Here is a 19857-nt window from a genome sequence, read left to right on the forward strand (position 1 = left end):
GGACCGGCGCTCATCGGGCGGAACTGTCAGGAAACGGTCAGGCCAGTTCCAGGGCCAGGTAGAAGTCCACCCGGTCCTCCAGGCGGGAGAGGTCCCGCCCGGTCAGCTCCTCGATCCGGCCGATCCGGTAGCGCAGGGTGTTCACGTGGACGTGCAGCTGCCCGGCGCAGCGGGTCCAGGAGCCGTCCGAGCGCAGGAAGGCCTCCAGGGTGCGGACCAGGTCCGCCTGGTGCTCGATGTCGTACGCGATCACCTTGTCCAGCAGCCGGCTGCGGAAGGCCCGGCGGACCTCGTCCGGGACGGCGGCCAGCAGCAGCACGTGCGAGGCCAGCTCCTCGGGGCCCGCGACGCAGACCCGGCCGACCCGGGCGGCGGCGATCCGGCGGGCGTGCCGGGCCTCCTCCAGGGCACCGCGCAGGCCGCCGGCCTCGGAGGCGGGGGCGGAGACGCCGAGGGTGATCCGGCCCTCCGAGCCCAGCCCGGCCTCCAGCGGGGCGAGCAGCTCGCGCAGGGTGTCGGCGGGCACCGGGGAGTCCAGCGCGGGCAGCACCACCACGGCGCCGTTGCCCGCCCCGGCGACCAGGGCGCGGTCGCTGGTGCCGCCGAGCGCCTCCTCCAGCACGGCCCGCACGGTGCCCTCGGGCAGGCCGGTGCCCTCGGCGCTGAGCACCAGCCAGGAGGCCTCCTGGACGGGGGACTTGGGCTCGTGGCTCTCGTAGCGGGCGGCCATCGCCGAGGAGGCGTACAGGGTGCGGCTGATCTCGGCCGGGTCGGCGTCGCGGCGCAGCAGGGCGAGCAGTTCGTCGGCCAGCCGGCGGCGCAGCCGGCGGCCCTCGTCCCGGCGGTGGCGCTCGGCGGCGACCAGCCGGGCCAGGTTCTCGGCGAGCTGCTGGCGCTTGGTGGTCCACTCGGTGACGTCGCCGGCCACCGCGAGCACCCAGTCGACGAGCGGCGCCTCGTGCTCGGCGGAGGCCGCGGCGGGCAGCAGCGAGTAGGCGCCGCCGGCCAGTCGGGCCCGGTGCGGGGGGCGGCGGCGCTGGCGCTGGGCGGCGAGGTGGGCGCGGACCAGCTGGTCGCGGTCCTCGGCGGTGAGCCGGTCGGCCGGGCCGGCGATCACCGCGCCGGTCGGGGTGAGCACCCAGCAGTCCAGGTCGAGGTCGCCGCCGAGCAGGTCCAGCACGGCGTCCAGTCCGCCGCCGCCGGCCGCCGAGACCAGCAGCCGGTGCCGGTCGACCAGGGCGGCGAGGTCGGCCGCGCGGTCGGCGGAGACCTGACGGCCGATGAACTCGGTGACGGTGCCGAAGGCGATGTCGTCGGGCACGGCCAGCAGCGGCATCCGGTGCCGGCGACAGGCCTCGACCAGGTCCTCGGGCACCGGGCCGACCTCGGCCTCGCCGGCCGCCAGGGCGACCGCGCCGCCGGCCGCGATGGTCCGCACGAAGCGCTCGGAGTCGGCGGGGCCGCCGCGCCAGAGCATCCCGGTGAGCACCAGCTCGCCGCCGTGCAGGTAGCGGCCGGGGTCGTGCAGGTCCGTGGTCATCACGCCGCTGACCTGCCGGTCCAGCTCCTCCTCCGCCGCGAGCAGGCGCAGTCGGGGGGCGCCGGGGGCGAGCAGGTCACGGACACGCATCCGCGGACTCCTATCGGGGGCAGGAACAGGGTGGCAGGGCGGGGTGGAAGCGGGGGTCGGAGCAGGGTGGGAACGGGGGTGGAAGCGGTGGTGGAGGCGGTGGTGGAGGCGGGGGTGGAAGCGGGGATCGGGGGCCTGGACGGGGGGTGGGGGCTGCCGGGTACGCCGTCCGGGGGTGACAGTGTGCCCGAACATCCGTGCTCGGCGTTACGTACCAGCGGGCCGCCGGGTCACGGGCCCGTAGCCCGCGAATCACGGCCGGATTACGGTCGTAGGTAGCACTCGGCGAACACCTGGGCTGCGGATTCTCCTGCTTAGAGGAACGTACAGGATGCCGGGCGGGCTCACAGCCGGGGCTTCATGCCATCGGTGACTGCCAGTGGGCCGCGTCACAGGAGTTCACTGGGCGACACGCCGCCGGACACCCGGTCGGCGAAGACCTGAGGAGAAACCCGCATGGAGTTCCTTCGGCCCGCCACCTGGGACGAGGCTCTCGCGGCGAAGGCTGAGTACCCGACCGCGCTGCCCATCGCGGGCGGCACGGACGTCATGGTCGAGCTGAACTTCGACGTGCACCGGCCATCCGCGATTCTCGACCTGAACCGCGTCACCGAGCTCACCGAATGGACGAACGACGGCAGCGTCGTCCGACTCGGCGCCTCCGTCCCGTACGCCCGGATCATCTCGGAGCTGTCCGGGCCGCTGCCCGGGCTCGCCCTCGCGGCCCACACCGTCGGCTCGCCGCAGATCCGCAACCGCGGCGGCGTCGGCGGCAACCTCGGCGGCGCCTCCCCGGCCGGTGACGCGCACCCGGCGCTGCTGGCGGCCGGGCGGGACGTCTTCGTCGAGGCGGCCTCGGTGCGCGGCACCCGGCTGATCCCGATCGACGAGTTCTACGTCGGCGTGAAGCGCAACAGCCTGGAGGCCGACGAGCTGATCCGGGCCGTGCACATCCCGGTCGCGGACGGCCCCCAGCAGTTCTCGAAGATCGGCACCCGCAACGCGATGGTGATCGCGGTCTGCGCCTTCGGCTTCGCCCTTCACCCGAAGAACGGCACCGTCGGCACCGGTATCGGTTCGGCTGCCCCCACGCCGCGCCGCGCCGTCGAGGCCGAGGAGTACCTGCGGGACGTGCTCGCCGAGCGCGGGCTCTGGGAGTCCGGGGAGCTGCTGGGCACCGAGGTGATCCAGCGCTTCGGCGAGCTGGTCAAGGCCGCCGCCTCCCCCATCGACGACGTCCGCGGCACCGCCGACTACCGGCGGCACGCGCTGGCCGTGATGGCCCGCCGCACCCTCACCTGGTGTTGGAACGACTACAGCAAGCAGATCAGGAGCGCGGCATGAAGGTCACGTTCACCGCCAACGGCAAGCCGGTCGAGGCCGACGACGTGTGGGAGGGCGAGAGCCTGCTCTACGTGCTGCGCGAGCGCGTCGGCCTGCCCGGCTCGAAGAACGCCTGCGAGCAGGGCGAGTGCGGCTCCTGCACCGTCTACCTGGACGGCGTGCCGGTCTGCTCCTGCCTGGTCGCCGCCGGCCAGGTGCAGGACCGCGAGGTGCGCACGGTCGAGGGCCTGGCCGAGGAGAACGGCGAGCTGGGCCTCGTCCAGCAGGCGTTCGTCGACGCCGGGGCCGTCCAGTGCGGCTTCTGCACCCCGGGGCTGCTGGTGCAGACCGACGCCCTGCTGGAGCAGGACGCCCAGCCGAGCGACAACGACATCCGCGAGGCGCTGTCCGGCAACCTGTGCCGCTGCACCGGCTACGAGAAGATCATGGACGCGGTGCGGCTCGCCTCCGCCCGCAAGTGCTCGGGCAAGGGGGCTTCGGCATGACCACGCGGACCATCCAGGGCCAGAAGAACCTGCAGAACATCAACCAGGCCTCGAAGGACGGCATCGGCGGCTCGCCGCTGCGCCCGGACGGCAACCTGAAGGTCAAGGGCGAGTTCGCCTACTCCTCGGACATGTGGCACGAGGACATGCTCTGGGGCATGGCGCTGCGCTCGCCGCACCCCCGGGCCAACATCCTCTCGGTGGACATCTCCGAGGCGCTCAAGGTGCCCGGCGTCCACGCGGTGCTCACCCACGAGGACATCCCCGGCGCCAAGTACTACGGCCTGGAGATCCAGGACCAGCCGGCCCTGGCCATCGACAAGATCCGCTACCACGGCGAGGCGATCGCCCTGGTCGCCGCCGACCACCCGGAGACCGCCCGGCGCGCGGTGAAGAAGATCAAGGTCGAGTACGAGGTGCTCACCCCGATCGTCACCGAGGAGCAGTGCCTGGACCCGCAGACCCACGGGTACGTGCACGAGCCGCACGAGTACAAGTCCCACGCGTACGGCAACATCTGCCACGAGCAGCGGCTGGTCTCCGGCCTCGGCGTGACCGACGAGGTGCGGGCGCTGGCGGACGTCATCGTCAGCGGCGACTACGAGGTCGGCATGCAGGACCAGGCCTTCCTCGGCCCCGAGTCCGGCCTGGCCGTGCCCGCCGAGGACGGCGGCATCGACCTCTACATCGCCACCCAGTGGCTGCACGTGGACCGCGAGCAGATGGCCCCGGTGCTGGACCTGCCCGAGGAGAAGGTCCGGCTCACCCTGGCCGGCGTCGGCGGCGCCTTCGGCGGCCGCGAGGACATCTCGATGCAGATCCACGCCTGCCTGCTGGCCCTGCACACCGGCAAGCCGGTCAAGATCGTGTACTCCCGGGACGAGTCCTTCTACGGCCACGTCCACCGCCACCCGGCGCGGATGCACTACGAGCACGGCGCCACCCGCGACGGCAAGCTGGTCTTCGCCGACTGCCGGATCGTGCTGGACGGCGGCGCCTACGCCTCCGCCTCCCCCGCCGTCGTCGGCAACGCGGCCTCGCTCGGACACGGCCCGTACGTGATCCCGAACGTGAAGATGCACGCCATCGCGCTCTACAGCAACAACCCGTCCTGCGGGGCGATGCGCGGCTTCGGGGCCGTCCAGGCGGCCTTCGGCTACGAGACCCAGATGGACAAGCTGGCCGTCGAACTCGGTATGGACCCGGTCGAGTTGCGGCAGCTGAACGCCATGTCGGAGGGCGACTTCATGCCCACCGGCCAGCAGATCGACTCCCCCGCCCCGGTGGCCGAACTGCTGCGGCGGGCCAAGGAGATGCCGCTGCCGCCGCCGCTGGACACCGAGCACCTCGACGTGCGCTCGCTGCCCGGAGCACTCTCCAACACCTCGCACGGCGAGGGCATCGTGCGCGGGGTCGGCTACTCGGTCGGCATCAAGAACGTCGGCTTCTCCGAGGGCTTCGACGACTACTCCACCGCCCGGGTGCGCCTGGAGGTGATCGGCGGCGAGCCGGTCGCCATGGTGCACACCGCGATGGCGGAGGTCGGCCAGGGCGGCGTGACCGTGCACGCCCAGATCGCCCGCACCGAGCTGGGCGTCGAGCAGGTCACCATCCACCCGGCCAACACCGAAGTGGGATCGGCCGGTTCGACCTCCGCCTCGCGCCAGACGTACATGACCGGCGGCGCCGTGAAGATCGCCGCCGAGGCCGTCCGGCGGGAGCTGATCGAGAAGGGCCGGCGCCGCTACGGCTGGACCCACAAGGACATCACGCTGACCGGCGGCAAGGTCGTCTCGGAGAGCGCCGGCGTGCTGGTGCCCATGGTGGACCTGCTCGGCGACGAGGCCATCGACCTCACCCGCGAGCACCACCACCGGCCGACCCAGGCCTTCGACAAGGAGACCGGCCAGGGCTTCGGCCACGTCCAGTACACCTTCTGCGCCAACCGCGCCGTGGTGGACGTGGACGTCGAACTCGGCCTGGTCAAGGTGGTCGAGCTGACCGCCGTCCAGGACGTCGGCAAGGCGCTCAACCCGCTCTCCGTGGTCGGCCAGATCCAGGGCGGCTGCACCCAGGCCCTCGGCCTGGCCGTGATGGAGGAGATCATCGTCCGGGACGGGAAGGTGCGCAACGCCTCCTTCACCGACTACCTGATCCCCACCATCCTGGACACCCCGCCGATCCCGGTGGACGTCCTCGAACTGCCCGACCCGCACGCCCCGTACGGGCTGCGCGGCGTCGGCGAGGCGCCGACCGTGTCGGCGACCCCCTCGATCGTGGCGGCGATCCGCAACGCGACCGGACTCGCGCTCAACCGGATCCCGGTCCGGCCGGAACACCTGACCACCGAACAGCCCGGCTGACAGCGGGAGTTCGACCAGCTCGGTTCGACCGGTGAGGTTCGACCGGTGAGGTTCGACCGGTGAGGTTCGACCGGTGAGGTTCGACCGGTGAGGTTCGACCGGTGAGGTTCGACCGGTGAGGCCTACCACGGCCGTACTTCCCGGGGCGGCGACACGTCTTCCCCGCCGCCCCGGGACCCCCACATCCGCTGCCCTGCCCACGCCGGGGTTCCGCAGTGGTGCGCACCACCCGCACCTGCACCACCACGCAGCACCCTCACGCACCACCCCATCCGCACCGCCGGCACTCCCCGACGAGTGCCTCCAGTGAGTCGATACCGTCCCCCTGTGCCAACTTCGTTGACTGGCAGTCAGGTCGGCTCGCCCACCCCAACCCCCTTTGACACTTGGGAGTGGACATGACCAGGATCCCCACGGAGCCCGGCACCACTGAAGCAGACAGACCCGCCGAGGACGAGACCCACCCCTCGCCCTCGACAGCAGAGCCCAAGGGCGCGCTCGACGCGTACTTCAAGATCTCGGCCCGCGGCTCGACCCTCGCCAACGAACTACGCGGTGGCCTCACCACGTTCATGGCGATGGCGTACATCATCCTGCTCAACCCGCTGATCCTCAGTGGCGCGGACGTCACCGGCGTCAAGCTCGACCACGCCGCGCTGACCACCGCCACCGCCCTCGCGGCCGCCGTCACCACCATCCTGATGGGCGTGGTCGGCAACGTGCCGCTCGCCCTGGCGGCCGGCCTCTCCGTCTCCGGCGCGGTCTCCGCACTCGTCGTACCGCACACCTCCTGGCCCCAGGCCATGGGCCTGTGCGTGATCTACGGCCTGCTGATCGTGCTGCTGGTGGTCTCCGGACTGCGCGAGAAGATCATGAACGGCATCCCCCTGCCGCTCAAGCACGCGATCACCATCGGCATCGGCCTGTTCGTCACCATCATCGGGCTCTACAAGGCCGGCTTCGTGCACACCGGCGGCCCCACCCCGCTGTCGCTCGGCCCCTTCGGCGAGCTCTCCGGCTGGCCCGTCCTGATCTTCTGCCTCACCGTGCTCACGATCTTCGTGCTGATGGCGCGCGGCGTGCGCGGCGCGATCCTGATCGGCATCGCCGGCGGCACCGTGGTCGCCGTCGTCGTCAACAAGCTCGCCGACCTCCCCGCCAAGGCCTGGGGCAACTCCGCCCCGGTGTGGCCCGGAAGCCCCGTCGCCGCCCCCGACTTCAGCCTCTTCGGCCACGTCGACCTGTTCGGCGCCTTCGGCGGCAAGGGCCTCGGCGCGATCAGCGCCTCGGTGGCCGTGTTCACCCTCGTGCTGGCCGGCTTCTTCGACGCGATGGCCACCATCATCGGCGTCGGCACCGAGGCCGGGCTCGCCGACAAGCAGGGCCGGATGCCCGGCCTGTCCAAGGCCCTGTTCATCGACGGCGCCGGCGGCGCGGTCGGCGGCCTGGCCGGCGCCTCCGGACAGACCGTCTTCGTCGAGTCCGCCACCGGCGTCGGCGACGGCGCCCGCACCGGCCTCGCCTCCACCGTCACCGGCGGCCTGTTCGCCCTGATGCTGTTCTTCTCGCCGCTGGCCGGCATCGTCCCGGTCGAGGTCGCCTCCGCCGCCCTCGTGGTGATCGGCTCGATGATGATGAGCCAGGCCCGGCACATCGACTGGTCCGACCGCGAGGTCGCCATCCCGGCCTTCCTCACCTGCGTGCTGATGCCGTTCACCTACAGCATCACCGCGGGCGTCGCCGCCGGCGTCATCTCCTACTCGGTGATCAAGGCCGGCCAGGGCAAGTGGCGCGAGCCCGGCCTGCTGATGTGGATCCTCACCGCGGTGTTCGTCGTGTACTTCGCGCTCAGCCCCGTCAAGTCCTGGCTGGGCGTGCACTGAGTGCCCTTCTGATCATCACCGCCGCCGTACGGGATCGTTTCCCGTACGGCGGCGTCTCCCGCTACTGTCGAAACGTGTAAGGAGCATCCGACATGCAGGACATCGCCGAGCAGTTGCAGGCCTGGCACGCGTCCGGGCGCTCCTTCGCCGTGGCCACCGTCGTCAGCGTCTCCGGCAGCGCCCCGCGCGACCCCGGGGCGGCCCTGGCCGTCGACGCCGCCGGGGAGGCCGTCGGCAGCGTCTCCGGCGGCTGCGTCGAAGGCGCCGTCTACGAGCTCTGCCAGGCCGCGATCGAATCCGGCGAACCCGTCCTGGAACGCTTCGGCTACAGCGACGAGGACGCCTTCGCCGTCGGCCTGACCTGCGGCGGGATCCTGGACGTGTTCGTCCAGCCGATCGTGCCCGGCACCGACCCGGGCCTGGACACCGGCCTGCGCCACATCGCCGACGGCACGCCCGTCGCCCTCGCCCGGGTGATCGACGGCCCGGCCGGACTCGTCGGCGCCACCCTCGCCGTCACCGCCGACGCACAGCACGGCGCGCTCAGCGTCGGACCGTCCACCGTCGGCGCCCTCGAACGCGCCCTCGTCGCCGAGGCCCGGGCCATGCTCGACGCCGGACGCACCGGACGGATCGTGCTCGGCCTCGACGGCCGGCCCTGCGACGAACAGGAACAGGGGACGGTCACCTGCTTCGTCGAGTCCTACGTGCCCGCGCCCCGGATGCTCGTCTTCGGCGCGATCGACTTCGCCGCCGCCGTCGTACGGATCGGCAAGTTCCTCGGCTACCACGTCACCGTCTGCGACGCCCGGCCCGTCTTCGCCACCACCCGGCGCTTCCCCGAGGCCGACGAGGTCGTCGTCGACTGGCCGCACCGCTACCTGGACTCCCAGCTCGGCCGGATCGACGGCCGCACCGTGCTCTGCGTGCTCACCCACGACGCCAAGTTCGACGTCCCGCTGCTCGAACGCGCCCTGCGCCTCCCGGTCGGCTACGTCGGCGCCATGGGCTCCCGGCGCACCCACCGCGACCGGCAGGCCAAGCTCCGCGACGCCGGCCTCACCGACGCCGAACTCGCCCGGCTGCGCTCCCCCATCGGCCTCGACCTCGGCGCCCGCACCCCCGAGGAGACCGCCGTCTCGGTCGCCGCCGAGATCATCGCCCACCGCCGCGGCGGCAGCTGCCTGCCGCTGAGCGCCGGCAACGGACCGATCCACCACGACACCGCCGCCCCGCTGCCGGCCGAGGATCCCGTCGAGCGGCGCTCGCCGCACGCGGCGTGACGCCCTCCCGCGTCCGGCCACTCGCTGCGACCGTCCGGGTGACGTTGCGGACGGTAGTCGGCAGCGGGAGGCTGGAGGTGCGGACTCACCCCGAGCCCGGGGAAGGAGCGGGGACCATGCGCGCCCTGCTGGATGTCACCCTCGACACCGCTGCCTCCAACAAGCTCATCGCCGACGGCTCGATGGGCGCCGAACTGGAACGCGTCCTCGGCGAACTCAAGCCCGAGGCCTCGTACTTCTTCGCCAGCGGCGACGGCCGCCGCGGCATGCTGCTCGTCGTGGACGTACCGGACGAGGCCTCCGTCGTCGCGATCTGCGAGCCGTTCTGGCTGCGACTCGAAGCGAACGTGGACGTCCGCATCTGCATGAACGCCGACGACCTGCGCGAGGGGCTGCGGCGGCTCACCCCGGCCTGAACCCGGCTACCCGATCCGGTACGGCGGCTCGGCTCAGTCGGCCAGCGCCAGCTTGAGGCCGAAGCCCACCACCACCGCACCGGTCACCCGGTCCATCACCCGCCGGGCGGCCGGGCGGCGCAGCCAGCCCCGCAGTACCCGGGCGAAGCCGACCAGGACCGTCGACCACAGCACGCCCTCCACCACGTGCACGCCGGTCAGCGCCACCCCGGCGGCGAAGTGCGGGGCCCCGGAGGGGATGAACTGCGGCAGCACCGCCACGTAGAACACCCCGACCTTGGGATTCAGCAGATTGGTCAGCGTCCCGCGCCGCCAGCCGTGGACGAACCCGCCCTCGGCCGACTCCTCCTCGGCCTCGGCCTGCGCCCCGCGCTCGCGCAGCATCCCGACGCCCATCCACACCAGGTAGGCGGCACCGGCCCAGCGCAGCACCTCGTACGCCACCTGCGAGGCGGTGAGCAGCGCCGTCACGCCCGCCGAGGTCAGCGTCCCCCAGATCAGCGTCCCGGTCTGGATCCCCAGCACCACCCCCCACGCCTGCCGCCGCCGCCCCAGCGCGGACGTCCGCAGGATCAACGCGGTGTCGAGCCCGGGGGTGAGGGTGAGCAGCCCCACGACGAGGGCGAAGGACCACAGGGCCGTTGTCATCTCCATGGGCCGCGATGCTCTCACAACCCCGGAGACACCCTCAGTCCGCCGTCCCCGGCGGGACGACCCACTCGGTGGGCTGGCCGGTGACGGCGGCGATCATGTCGTAGTCGCCGTCGTAGTGGAGGACGGTCGCGCCATGACGCTCAGCCGTGGCGGCGATGATGAGATCTGCCACGGACAGCGCGCGCCAGTTGCCGGCGGTTGTCAGCAGGGCTTGCACCTCGATGGCCCGGTCCCACACCTCGTCGGGTGTGGAGAACCAGCCGAAGCCACGCAGGCCGTCCCGGATTCGGTCGGCATCCGCCTTGGACCGGGCGCTGTACAGGATCTCCAGCTCGACCGCACCGCAGATCGCGAGGCGCCCTTGATTGAACAACCTGTCGATGACATCCCCGATCGCGGGCTTGGGGTAGCGAGCGAAAGCGGACTTGTCGATGAGGAAGTGCTCACTCACTCTTGTCCACCGGACCAGTCAGGTCGGGCAGCCCGCCGTCGGCAAGCCACGCAAGAAACTCCTTGCCCTTGCGACGCTTTACCGCGTCCTCAAGGGCGGCATTGACGGTGGCGACCTTGGTCGTGGTGCCGAAGATCTCGGCGGCCTCGGCCAGGAGTTCGTCGTTGACGTCTATCACGGTGCGAGCCATGAGTCGCCTCCAAAGGAATACAGACCTGCGATATCACAATCGATGATAGTTGATATCGCAGGCCCGTTGGGGCCGATCAGGTGAAGTTCGCCCGATCAGGTGATGTTGAGGCGGGCGGCGAGGCGCAGGAGGCCGGGGCTGAGGCGGGAGAGGAGGCGGGCGGCCTTGGCCTCGGGGGTGACCGGGACGACCGGCTTGCCGGTGCGGACGGCGCTGACGATGGCGCCGGCGACCTTCTCGGGCGGGAAGCCGCGGCGGGCGTAGAGCCTGGCGGCGCGGGCCTGCTTGGCGGACTGCTCGTCGGCGGTGGTCGCCGAGAAGGTGGAGGTGCGGGTGATGTTGGTGTTGACGATGCCCGGGCAGATGGTCGAGACGCCGATGCCGTGGCCGACGAACTCGGCGCGCAGGCAGTCGGAGAGCATGAAGACGGCGGCCTTGCTGGTCGCGTAGGCGGTGAGCGCCTTGGCGGGCAGGTAGGCGGCGGCCGAGGAGACGTTGACGATGTGGCCGCCCTGGCCCCGGTCGGCCATCAGGGTGCCGAAGGCGCGGCAGCCGTGGATGACGCCCCAGAGGTTGACGTCCAGGACGCGCTGCCACTCCTTCTCGGTCGTCTGCAGGAACGTCCCGGAGTGGCCGATGCCGGCGTTGTTGACCATCACGTCGGGCACGCCGTGCTCGGCGGCGACGCGCTGCGCGAAGGCGTCCATCGCGGCGCCGTCGGAGACGTCCACCTGGTAGGCGTGCGCCTGCGGGCCGACCAGGGCGGCGAGTTCGGCGGTGCGCTCGGCGGCCGCGAGGTCGAGGTCGCAGACCACCACCCGGGCGCCGTCCTCGGCGAAGGCCAGCGCGGTGGCCCGGCCGATGCCGCTGCCGCCACCGGTGACCACCACCAACCGGCCGTCACCGTAGGACTCTTGGGCCCCGTCCGCCTTCCCGGTGTCGATCCGGGCGGTGAACTCGCGGACCATGCCGGCCACGGCGGCTCCCTTCTCCAGCAGCGCCGACCAGTGGCCGGCGTGCAGCGTGCGGCGGGTCAGCTGGGGCACCCAGCGTTCCAGTCCCTCGGAGAGGTAGGTGCCGACGTAGCGGTCCCGGGTGAGGGTGACCAGCTGGACCGGCACCTCGGTCGGCCGCTCCCGCGGACTCCCCAGCGTGGGGCGGAAGTTGGCCCGGTAAAGCTCGATGCCGCGGACCGCGTCGCGGCGCAGGGTGCGCTGCGGGTGGTCGGCCCGCGGGGTGACGTGCTCCAGGTCGCGCAGCACCCGCGGCCAGGCCCGGGCGAGGCCGAGGCGCCAGACGGCCGGGGCCAGGAAGGGCAGGTGGAAGGCGGTGATGTACCAGGAGTGCGCGCCCTGGTGCAGCAGTTGGCGCAGGTGGCGCGGGGTGGGGCGGCGCATCCGGTGGCGCAGCCAGAAGCCCATGTGGTCCAGGCTGGGGCCGGACAGGGTGGTGTAGGAGGCGATCCGGCGCTCGGCGCCGGGGGTGGTGACGGCCTCCCAGGACTGGATCGAGCCCCAGTCGTGGGCGACCAGGTGGACCGGGCGGTCCGGGCTGACGGCGTCGGCGACGGCGAACAGGTCGTCGGCGAGCTGCTCCAGGCGGTAGCCGTCTCGGTGCGCCGGGGCGCCCGACTCGCCCGCGCCGCGCACGTCGTAGCGGACCACGTGGTGGTCGCGGGCCAGGTCGGCGGCGATGTCGTCCCAGACGGTGTGGGTGTCCGGGTAGCCGTGCACCAGGAGGACGGTGGGGGCCTCGGGGTCGCCCTGCTCGAAGACGGCGAGCGGGATGCCGCCGGAGTAGACGGTCCGGCGGCGGGTGGGGGTCGTCATCGGGTGGCCTCCTGGGCGGTCGGCTCGACGGTGGCACTACTGGCAGCGAGGGTGGTTGACTCGGCATCGGCGGCGGTCCAGCGGCGGACGTGCGGGAGGTCGTCGTCCAGCCAGTAGGCGTCGTCCTCGGTGACCACCAGCAGTTCCTCGAACTTGATGCCCACACCGCGGAAGCCGATGTGCGGCTCGACCGCCCACAGCCCCGGGGTGGGCGCGTGCCGGGACGACCGCCCGTCCGCCCACAGCGGCGAACGGCCGTGCAGGCGCTCGGAGATGAGCTCGCGGCCGAGGGTCTGCAGGGTGCGCACGCCGAAGCCGAAGACATTCACCCCGGCCGGGCCACGTGCCGTGGTGCGGGTGACCTGGTGGCCGATCACCCGGCCCGGGTAGACCTGGTGCCGGTTGTCGTAGCCGTGCGCGGCGATCTGCGCGTCCACCGCCGCGTACACCTCGTCGAGCGGTTTGCGGGCGCGCACCTCGGTGAGGATCAGCTCGCGGTAGACCCGGAGGTCGGCGGCCAGCCGGTCCCAGACCCGGTTCTCGCCGACCTTGCCGCCGTAGCCGATGTCGGCGGTGTAGCCGTCCACGACGGGCGCGCAGTCCAGCACGTACGGCATGCCCTCCTCCAGGCGGCGGCCGCCGGCGAAGAACTGCAGCGGGGTGTGGAAGTGCCGGAACGCCGTGCGGTCGCCGAACCAGGCGAACGGGACGTGGAAGAAGTCCTGCACCCCGGCGGCGACCAGGCGGCGGCGCAGCTCGGCGGTGGTCTGGCGCTCGGTGACCCCGGGTTCGATCCAGGCGGCGACCTGTTCGGCGCAGTGGTACGCCAGTTGCTGGGTCTCGCGGAAGCGGGCGAGGTCGCGCTCGGAGTAGGAGAACGTCGGCATCGCATGCGCCGTCGGGGGCATCGGGGGCTCCTTCTAGACGTCGAGGTCGGCGTCGAGGTCGAGGTCGAGGTCGAGCACGAGGGTCTCACCCTCGGCGGCGCGGGAGACGCAGGGCAGCAGGGCGCCGGCGGCGCGCTGTTCGGGGGTGAGGCGGCGGTCCCGGTGCTCGGGCGTACCGGCCACCAGGCGGACCTCGCAGGTGCCGCAGAAGCCCTGGTGGCAGGAGTACGGGAGGTCGGGGCGGGCCTCGCGCAGCACGTCCAGGGCGGAGCGGTCGGCGGGGACGTCCAGGATCGGCCCGTCGGCGCCGAGCCGGACGGCGAAGGGCCGGCCGTCGGTGACCGGGGCGGCGCCGAAGCGCTCGAAGTGCAGGGCGGTGGAGGTGGATTCGTCCAGAGCCGCTTGGACGGCGGCGAGCATCGGGGCCGGGCCGCAGCAGTAGACGGCCGCGCCGTGCGGGGCGTGGGCGAGGAGTTCGGCGCCGGTGGGGACGCCGCCGTGCTCGTCGTCCGTGCGCAGCACGACCCGGCGCGGATCGAGGGCGCGCAGCTCGTCGCTGTACGGGAGGGTGTCGGCGCTGCGGCCGACGTGCACCAACGTCCAGTCCAGGCCGTGCCGTTGGGCCTCGCGGGCCATCGGGAGGAGCGGGGTGACACCGATGCCGCCGGCGAGCAGCAGGACGGCGGGCTCGGCACAGAAGGCGAAGCCGTTGCGCGGGCGGCGGGCGGCGAGGCGGGCGCCGGGGTGCAGGGCGTCGTGGACCTCGACGGACCCTCCGCCGCCCCCGGGCAACCGCCGGACGGCGATCCGGTAGTGCCGGCGGTCGGCGGGGTCGCCGCTGAGCGAGTAGTGGCGCTCACGGCCGGAGGGCAGGGCCAGCCGCAGGTGGGCGCCGGGCTGCCAGGACGGCAGTTGCCCGCCGGAGGGGTCGGCGAGCGTCAACTCGATCACGTCGGAGGCGAGTTGACGGCGCTCGGCGACGACCAGCCGGAGCAGCGGGGTGGGGCGGCTGAGCGGGCGGCGGGGGTTGCGGCGCAGCAGCGGGCCGCCGAGCGCCGGGGAGTAGCGGTCACCGAAGGCGGTGAGCCAGCGCATGAAGCCGTCGGCGCGGGGGCGGCCGTAGAGGTCGGGGGGCGGGGTGAGCAGGTCCATCCGGGCGGGTCCTTGGCGGGGAGAGAGGAAGGGCGGCGGGGGCGGGCGGGCGGCGGGCGGCGGGCGGCAGCTGACGGCCGACGGCTGACACCTGACAGATTTCAGATTTCAGATTTCAGCGAACAGATAACGTTCGCTGTTCGTTGAAACCTGTCAGTTGTCAGCCGTCAGCTGCTCCCCGTCAGCCCCGCCCGGCCGCCGCCCGGGCGGCCGGGGAGGTGGCGAGGTAACCCAGCGCCTGGCTGGAGGAGCCCTCCTGGGTCGGGTGGTAGCCCGGCCGGAGGTAGCGCAGCCCGGAGCGGAGGGAGCGGACCGGATCCGGCAGCAGCCCGCGCTTGGCGATCCGGCTCGCCTCCCGCCAGGTGGGCCTGAGCCGCCCCTCCAGGGTCGGGTCGGCGGCGAGCAGGAAGCGGGCGCCGCGCACCCAGAGGTGCACCAGCAGCGGCCCGGAGATCGCCATGCCGCGGACCCGCCGCAGGTAGCCCGGGTCCAGGTGGACCATCAGGTCGAAGGCGACGCTGCGGTGCTCGACCTCCTCGGCGCCGTGCCAGCGCAGCAGGTCCAGCATCGTCGGGTCGGCCTTGGCCCGGTCCAGGCCCGGGGAGTTGAGCGCCCAGTTGCCGAGGAAGGCGGTGAAGTGCTCGATCGCCGCGACGAAGGCGACCCGTTCGATGACGTTCTCCCGCCGCTGCGCCGGCGTCAGGCCCGGCTTGTCGCCGAGGACGCGCTGGAACAGCCAGGAGATCTGCCGGACGTACGGGCGCGGGTCGAGGCCCTGGCCGAGCAGGTGGTCGAGCACCTCCTGGTGGGCCTCGGCGTGGATGGCCTCCTGCCCGATGAAGCCGAGCACCTCCTCGCGCAGCTGCTCGTCCCGGATCAGCGGCAGCGCTTCCTTGAACACCTTGACGAACCAGCGCTCGCCCTCGGGCAGCAGCAGGTGCAGCACGTTGATCACGTGGGTGGCCATCGGCTCGTCCGGGATCCAGTGCAGCGGCAGCCGGGCCCAGTCGAAGCGGACGTCCCGGGGTTCCAGGACGAGGCTCTCGTGCACCCGCGCAGCGGGGGCGGCGACGGCGGGGACGGGGGTGGGGCGGGGCATGGCAGGCCCTCCTGACCTGGGGGCGGCGGCTCGACTCTCGGAAACGTACTCGCCGGTAGCGATGGGGACAAGGGGTTCGGCACCTCTTATCGACATCGAGTCTAATAAGTGATGTGCACCGCGGGACACCCCCGGAAACCCACCCCCGGAAACCCTCCCGCGGCAACCCTCCCGCGGAAAGCGCGCGGGCCCCGCCGGACGACGCGTCCGACGGGGCCCCACGAGCGAGCGGTGCTCAGACCGCCATCGCCAGTATCAGCGGCGCCGCCCGGGCGGCCAGCAGTTCGGCGGCGGCCCTGAGCTTGTGGATGTTGTCCACGGGCATCGAGGTGGCCAGGCAGCCGACCGTGCTGCCCGCCGTGATCGGCACCGCCGCGCAGACGGTGCCGAGCGCGTACTCCTGGATGTCCAGCACCGGCACCGTCGCGGGCTGGCGCTCCAGCCGGTGCATCAGCTGGTCGGCATCGGTGACGGTGCGGGAGGTCAGCCGGGCGACCGGGTGCCGGGAGAGGTGGTCCCGCCGGCCGTCCGCGTCGAGCTGGCTGAGCAGGCACTTGCCGATCGCGCTGGCGTGCGCGGTGGCACGGAAGTCCACCCACTCCTGGACGGCGGGCGCGTAGTCGGCGGCGGCGACCGCCTCGACCGACAACTCCCCGTCGTGGTACCGGGTGAAGTAGACCGCGGCGCCCAACTCGTCCCGGAGTTCGGCGAGTTTGCGGTTCAGCCGGGCCTTGACGAGCTGTTCCCGGTTGTGCTGCCCGAGCAGGGCGAAGGTGCCGCCGAGCACCCAACCGCCGTCCTGGCACTGGAGGTAGCCCTCGATCTCCAGGATCTCGGCGAGCCGGCGGACGGTCGGCAGGCCCAGCGAGGTCTCCCGCGCGAGCCCGACCAGGGTGGCGCCGTCGGGGTGCCGGTCGACGGCCTCCAGCAGTCTGAGGGCGTGCTGCAGGGAGGTGAACGGGCCCGTCGGGCCCTGGTCCAGCGCGGCGTGACGACCCGGGGCTGGTGTCGACATGTCGTCCCCTTCCGATGTCCCCCCACGGAGCGACCGCGGGCGGTCTCCAGCCTATCCACCCCGGGCCCCGGGCGGCTGCCGTCCGTGAATATCCGTGAACATTCCGTGGAGCACGGCCGGTCGGCTGGTACAAGGGGCCCCGCGCACACGCACGAACGGAACCCGCACCCGACACCTCCCCTGCCGCAGCGCCCCCGCGAAGCCCGACGGGCCCCTCCCCCACTGCCCGGGGGGAGGGGCCCGTCGTGGAGCCGCCGGGGTGCGGGCCCCGGCGGTCCTGAGGGTGCGAAAGGTCGGTGCGAAAGGTCGGTGCGAAAGGTCGGTGCGGAGTGTGCGAGGAGGGTCGGCCCGCGGAGGGTCAGCCCTCGTCGCCCGCGCGGAGCTTGGCGACGGCGGCCTCCAGGCGGGCGCCGTACTCCTCGTCGGCGGCGTGGAAGTGGGCGAGGTTCTTCTCCACCACGTCGTCCCGGCTGACCTGCGACAGGAAGCCGGCGATGTTGTCGATCAGGCGGGTCCGCTCGCCCTGCGACATCAGCCGGTAGAGCTCGCCGGCCTGGAAGAAGTCGTCGTCCTTGGTGTGGGCCGGCGTGGTGTAGGTGCCGGTGTAGCCGTCGACCTTGACCGGCGCCGCGAGCGCGCCGTCGGTCTGGGCCGGGCCGTCGTACGAGTTGGGCTCGTAGTTCTTGCCGCGGCCGGCGCTGTTGACGGCCATGAGGCCGTCCCGGCCGTAGTTGGCGGCCTCGGTGGCGTGCGGGGTGTTCACCGGCAGCAGGGTGTGGTTGACGCCGAGGCGGTAGCGCTGGGCGTCGGCGTAGGCGAACAGCCGGCCCTGGAGCATCTTGTCCGGGGAGGGGCCGATGCCGGGCACGAAGTTGTTCGGCGAGAACGCGGACTGCTCGACCTCGGCGAAGACGTTCTCCGGGTTCCTGTTGAGCACCAGGCGGCCGACCTTGACCAGCGGGTAGTCGGCGTGCGGCCACACCTTGGTGAGGTCGAAGGGGTTGAAGCGGTAGTCCGCGGCCTCGGCGACCGGCATCAGCTGGACGTAGAGGGTCCAGGACGGGAAGACGCCCCGCTCGATGGCCTGGTGGAGGTCGCGCTGGTGCGAGTCGGCGTCGGCGCCGACCACCTCGGCGGCCTGGTCGCCGTCCAGGCTGCGGATGCCCTGGTTGGTCTTGAAGTGGTACTTCACCCAGTAGGCCTCGCCCTCGGCGTTGACCCACTGGTAGGTGTGCGAGCCGTAGCCGTTCATGTGGCGGTACGAGGCGGGGATGCCGCGGTCGCCGAACAGCCAGGTGATCTGGTGGGTCGAGGCCGGCGAGTGGGCCCAGAAGTCCCAGACGTTGTCCGCCTCCTGCACGCCGGTGTACGGGTCGCGCTTCTGCGAGTGGATGAAGTCGGGGAACTTGACCGGGTCCTTGATGAAGAACACCGGGGTGTTGTTGCCGACGAGGTCGTAGTTGCCCTGCTCGGTGTAGAACTTCAGCGCGAAGCCGCGCGGGTCGCGCACCGCGTCGCTGGCGCCGAGGTTGCCGGCCACCGTGGAGAAGCGCAGGAAGACCTCGGTGCGCTTGCCGACCTCCGACAGGAACGCCGCCCGGGTGTACTTCGACACCTCGTCGGTGACCTCGAAGTAGCCGTACGCGCCGGAGCCGCGGGCGTGCACGACGCGCTCCGGGATGCGCTCGCGGTTGAACCGGGCCAGCTTCTCCAGCAGCTGCTGGTCCTGGATCAGCAGCGGGCCGTACTCGCCGGCCGAGGCCGAGTTCTGGTTGTCGGCGACCGGGGCGCCGGACTCCGTGGTCAGGATCTTGGACATGGAGGGTCCTTCAGGTGTCGATAAGGCGGTGCGTGGAGAGGTGGAGCGGGCGGGCGGGCGAGCCCCGCTCAGACGCCCAGCAGGCGCCACAGCGCCGAGCGGCGGCGGGCGGAGTGCTCGCCGTCCGGGCCGTCGGCCGGCTGGAGGCCGGCGACCGCGGCGGTGGCCGCGGCCGGGTCCGCCAGCGGGCGGGCGGCGGCCAGGACGGCGGCCTCCTCCGCGCCGAGGCCGGCGTCGACGAGGGCGGCGGCGGCCTCCGCGGCCGGGACGGCGTTGAACCAGCGCAGCGCGAGGGCCGCGCGGCCGGCCTCGGTGAGGCGGCCGGTGAGCCGCAGGCGGGCGAGGCCGCCGTCCGGGTAGACGTTGATCCGCACGTGGGTCACCGGGCGGCCGACGTCGAGCCGGAAGCGGTGCCGGGTGTCGGGCTGCAGGCGGGTGCGGGGCAGGATCTCGAACCACTCGCCGTCGGCCGGCGCCTGCGAGGTCGCGGCCTGCCCGGTCGAGGCGTCGAAGCCGATCAGGTCGGCCCAGCCGGGGGCATTGGCGACGAAGTGGGTGGTGTCCACCTCGACCGCCAGGGCCTCACCGCCCCCGGCCAGGGCGATCTGAACCCAGTCGTTGGCCTTGTCGCGCCGACGACGGGTCTCCCAGCCCTCGCCCATGACGGAGGCGCGACCGGGAGCGTTCAGGTTGTGCGGGGAGGAGAAGTAGCGGTCGGACGCCGCCTCGGCCACGCCGCCGTACTCCTGGGCGGCCAGGTCGAAGGTGAGGCCGTCCAGTTCGCGCGGGTCGGGCAGCACCTCGCCGTGCACCCGCAGGCGGGCCACGCCGCCGTCCGGGTAGATGTTGAGCCGCACGTGGGTGTAGCGGGAGTCGTCCTGGACGGCGAACTCGTGGGCGGTGTCGCCCCGCAGCGGGGTGCGCGGCACGAGGACGGTCCACTCGGCGGCCCGCAGCTCCTCGGGCGAGGGGTGCCCGGGGACGGAGGCGGCCTCGACCACGGCGCTCTCCGGGTAGTTGCCGGTGAAGTGCGCGGTGTCGACGATCACGCCGCGGATCGCACCGCCGACGCCGAGCCGGACGATCGCCCAGTCGTGGTCCTGGTCGGTGGGGTGCGGCTGGTCCGCGGAGACGCCGCGGCGGCGCTTGGACTCCCAGCCGTCCATGATCTGGCCCTTGTGGCCGAAAGTGTGCGGGCGGAACTCGGCCGGCTTGGCCACCAGCAGGTTCTCGGCGTCCGCGAAGGTGTCCTCGTTGGTGGCGACGACGCCCGCGCCGAGCAGCCGGGAGGCCAGGTTGACCAGCTCGGTGAAGGGAGCGCTCGGGGTGTCGGCAGTGGTCACTGACTCTCCTCGGA

At 72.6% G+C, this 19857-nt stretch carries 17 protein-coding genes; 6 read left to right on the plus strand and 11 right to left on the minus strand.

The genetic code is table 11. The features are described from left to right. Positions 1-37 precede the first annotated feature (37 nt). A complete protein-coding gene (locus tag ACFY2K_RS05615) occupies positions 38-1630 on the minus strand; it encodes a PucR family transcriptional regulator (protein ID WP_380529129.1) in 1593 nt (530 codons plus the stop codon). A gap of 456 nt (positions 1631-2086) precedes the next feature. Between ACFY2K_RS05615 and ACFY2K_RS05620 the strand changes: the two genes are divergently transcribed. The 6 genes from ACFY2K_RS05620 (at position 2087) to ACFY2K_RS05645 (ending at position 9404) form a co-directional block, all read left to right on the plus strand. Next, the gene (locus ACFY2K_RS05620; RefSeq protein ID WP_375891470.1) at positions 2087-2974 is read left to right on the plus strand and encodes an FAD binding domain-containing protein; all 888 of its coding nucleotides are present in this window, start codon (positions 2087-2089) and stop codon (positions 2972-2974) included. Continuing rightward, positions 2971-3459, plus strand: coding sequence for a (2Fe-2S)-binding protein (locus ACFY2K_RS05625; protein WP_380404888.1), 489 nt, complete (start codon positions 2971-2973; stop codon positions 3457-3459). The genes ACFY2K_RS05620 and ACFY2K_RS05625 overlap by 4 nt, the downstream gene beginning before the upstream one ends. Further along, on the plus strand, positions 3456-5822 hold the full coding sequence (pucD, locus tag ACFY2K_RS05630) for a xanthine dehydrogenase subunit D (protein ID WP_380529132.1): 2367 nt from the start codon (positions 3456-3458) through the stop codon (positions 5820-5822). Before ACFY2K_RS05625 ends, pucD begins: the two co-directional genes overlap by 4 nt. A gap of 398 nt (positions 5823-6220) precedes the next feature. Then, positions 6221-7705 carry an NCS2 family permease gene (locus ACFY2K_RS05635; protein ID WP_387709763.1) on the plus strand — a complete coding sequence of 495 codons (1485 nt, stop codon included), beginning with the start codon at positions 6221-6223 and terminating at the stop codon, positions 7703-7705. A 92-nt stretch (positions 7706-7797) separates the two neighbouring features. Then, positions 7798-8988, plus strand: coding sequence for an XdhC family protein (locus ACFY2K_RS05640; RefSeq protein WP_387709765.1), 1191 nt, complete (start codon positions 7798-7800; stop codon positions 8986-8988). Positions 8989-9104: 116 nt separating this feature from the next. Further along, complete coding sequence (locus ACFY2K_RS05645; RefSeq protein WP_375891465.1) at positions 9105-9404, plus strand: hypothetical protein; 300 nt, start codon at positions 9105-9107, stop codon at positions 9402-9404. 33 nt (positions 9405-9437) lie between these two features. Here ACFY2K_RS05645 and ACFY2K_RS05650 read toward each other — a convergent pair whose 3' ends face one another. The 10 genes from ACFY2K_RS05650 to alc form a co-directional block, all read right to left on the minus strand. Continuing rightward, complete coding sequence (locus tag ACFY2K_RS05650; RefSeq protein WP_380529138.1) at positions 9438-10058, minus strand: LysE family translocator; 621 nt, start codon at positions 10056-10058, stop codon at positions 9438-9440. A gap of 34 nt (positions 10059-10092) precedes the next feature. Beyond that, positions 10093-10509 (minus strand): PIN domain nuclease, encoded by a 417-nt coding sequence (locus ACFY2K_RS05655; RefSeq protein ID WP_380529140.1) that lies wholly within the window; start codon positions 10507-10509, stop codon positions 10093-10095. After that, positions 10502-10699 carry a type II toxin-antitoxin system VapB family antitoxin gene (locus ACFY2K_RS05660; protein WP_380404873.1) on the minus strand — a complete coding sequence of 66 codons (198 nt, stop codon included), beginning with the start codon at positions 10697-10699 and terminating at the stop codon, positions 10502-10504. The genes ACFY2K_RS05655 and ACFY2K_RS05660 overlap by 8 nt, the downstream gene beginning before the upstream one ends. Positions 10700-10794: 95 nt before the next feature. After that, a complete protein-coding gene (locus ACFY2K_RS05665; protein WP_387709767.1) occupies positions 10795-12528 on the minus strand; it encodes an SDR family oxidoreductase in 1734 nt (577 codons plus the stop codon). Beyond that, the gene (locus ACFY2K_RS05670) at positions 12525-13436 is read right to left on the minus strand and encodes a M24 family metallopeptidase (protein WP_387709769.1); all 912 of its coding nucleotides are present in this window, start codon (positions 13434-13436) and stop codon (positions 12525-12527) included. Before ACFY2K_RS05670 ends, ACFY2K_RS05665 begins: the two co-directional genes overlap by 4 nt. Positions 13437-13448: 12 nt before the next feature. Further along, positions 13449-14567 carry a PDR/VanB family oxidoreductase gene (locus tag ACFY2K_RS05675; RefSeq protein ID WP_387709771.1) on the minus strand — a complete coding sequence of 373 codons (1119 nt, stop codon included), beginning with the start codon at positions 14565-14567 and terminating at the stop codon, positions 13449-13451. 181 nt (positions 14568-14748) lie between these two features. After that, complete coding sequence (locus ACFY2K_RS05680) at positions 14749-15666, minus strand: metal-dependent hydrolase (RefSeq protein WP_380404861.1); 918 nt, start codon at positions 15664-15666, stop codon at positions 14749-14751. Between the two features lie 235 nt (positions 15667-15901). Continuing rightward, on the minus strand, positions 15902-16681 hold the full coding sequence (locus ACFY2K_RS05685) for an IclR family transcriptional regulator (RefSeq protein ID WP_375891457.1): 780 nt from the start codon (positions 16679-16681) through the stop codon (positions 15902-15904). 358 nt (positions 16682-17039) lie between these two features. Continuing rightward, on the minus strand, positions 17040-18500 hold the full coding sequence (locus tag ACFY2K_RS05690) for a catalase (protein WP_387709773.1): 1461 nt from the start codon (positions 18498-18500) through the stop codon (positions 17040-17042). 68 nt (positions 18501-18568) lie between these two features. Continuing rightward, entirely contained in the window at positions 18569-19843 is a 1275-nt protein-coding gene (gene alc, locus ACFY2K_RS05695; protein ID WP_380529152.1) for an allantoicase, read from the minus strand. Positions 19844-19857 lie beyond the last annotated feature (14 nt).

Source organism: Kitasatospora sp. NPDC001309 (assembly GCF_042896295.1).
GTDB lineage: Bacteria > Actinomycetota > Actinomycetes > Streptomycetales > Streptomycetaceae > Kitasatospora.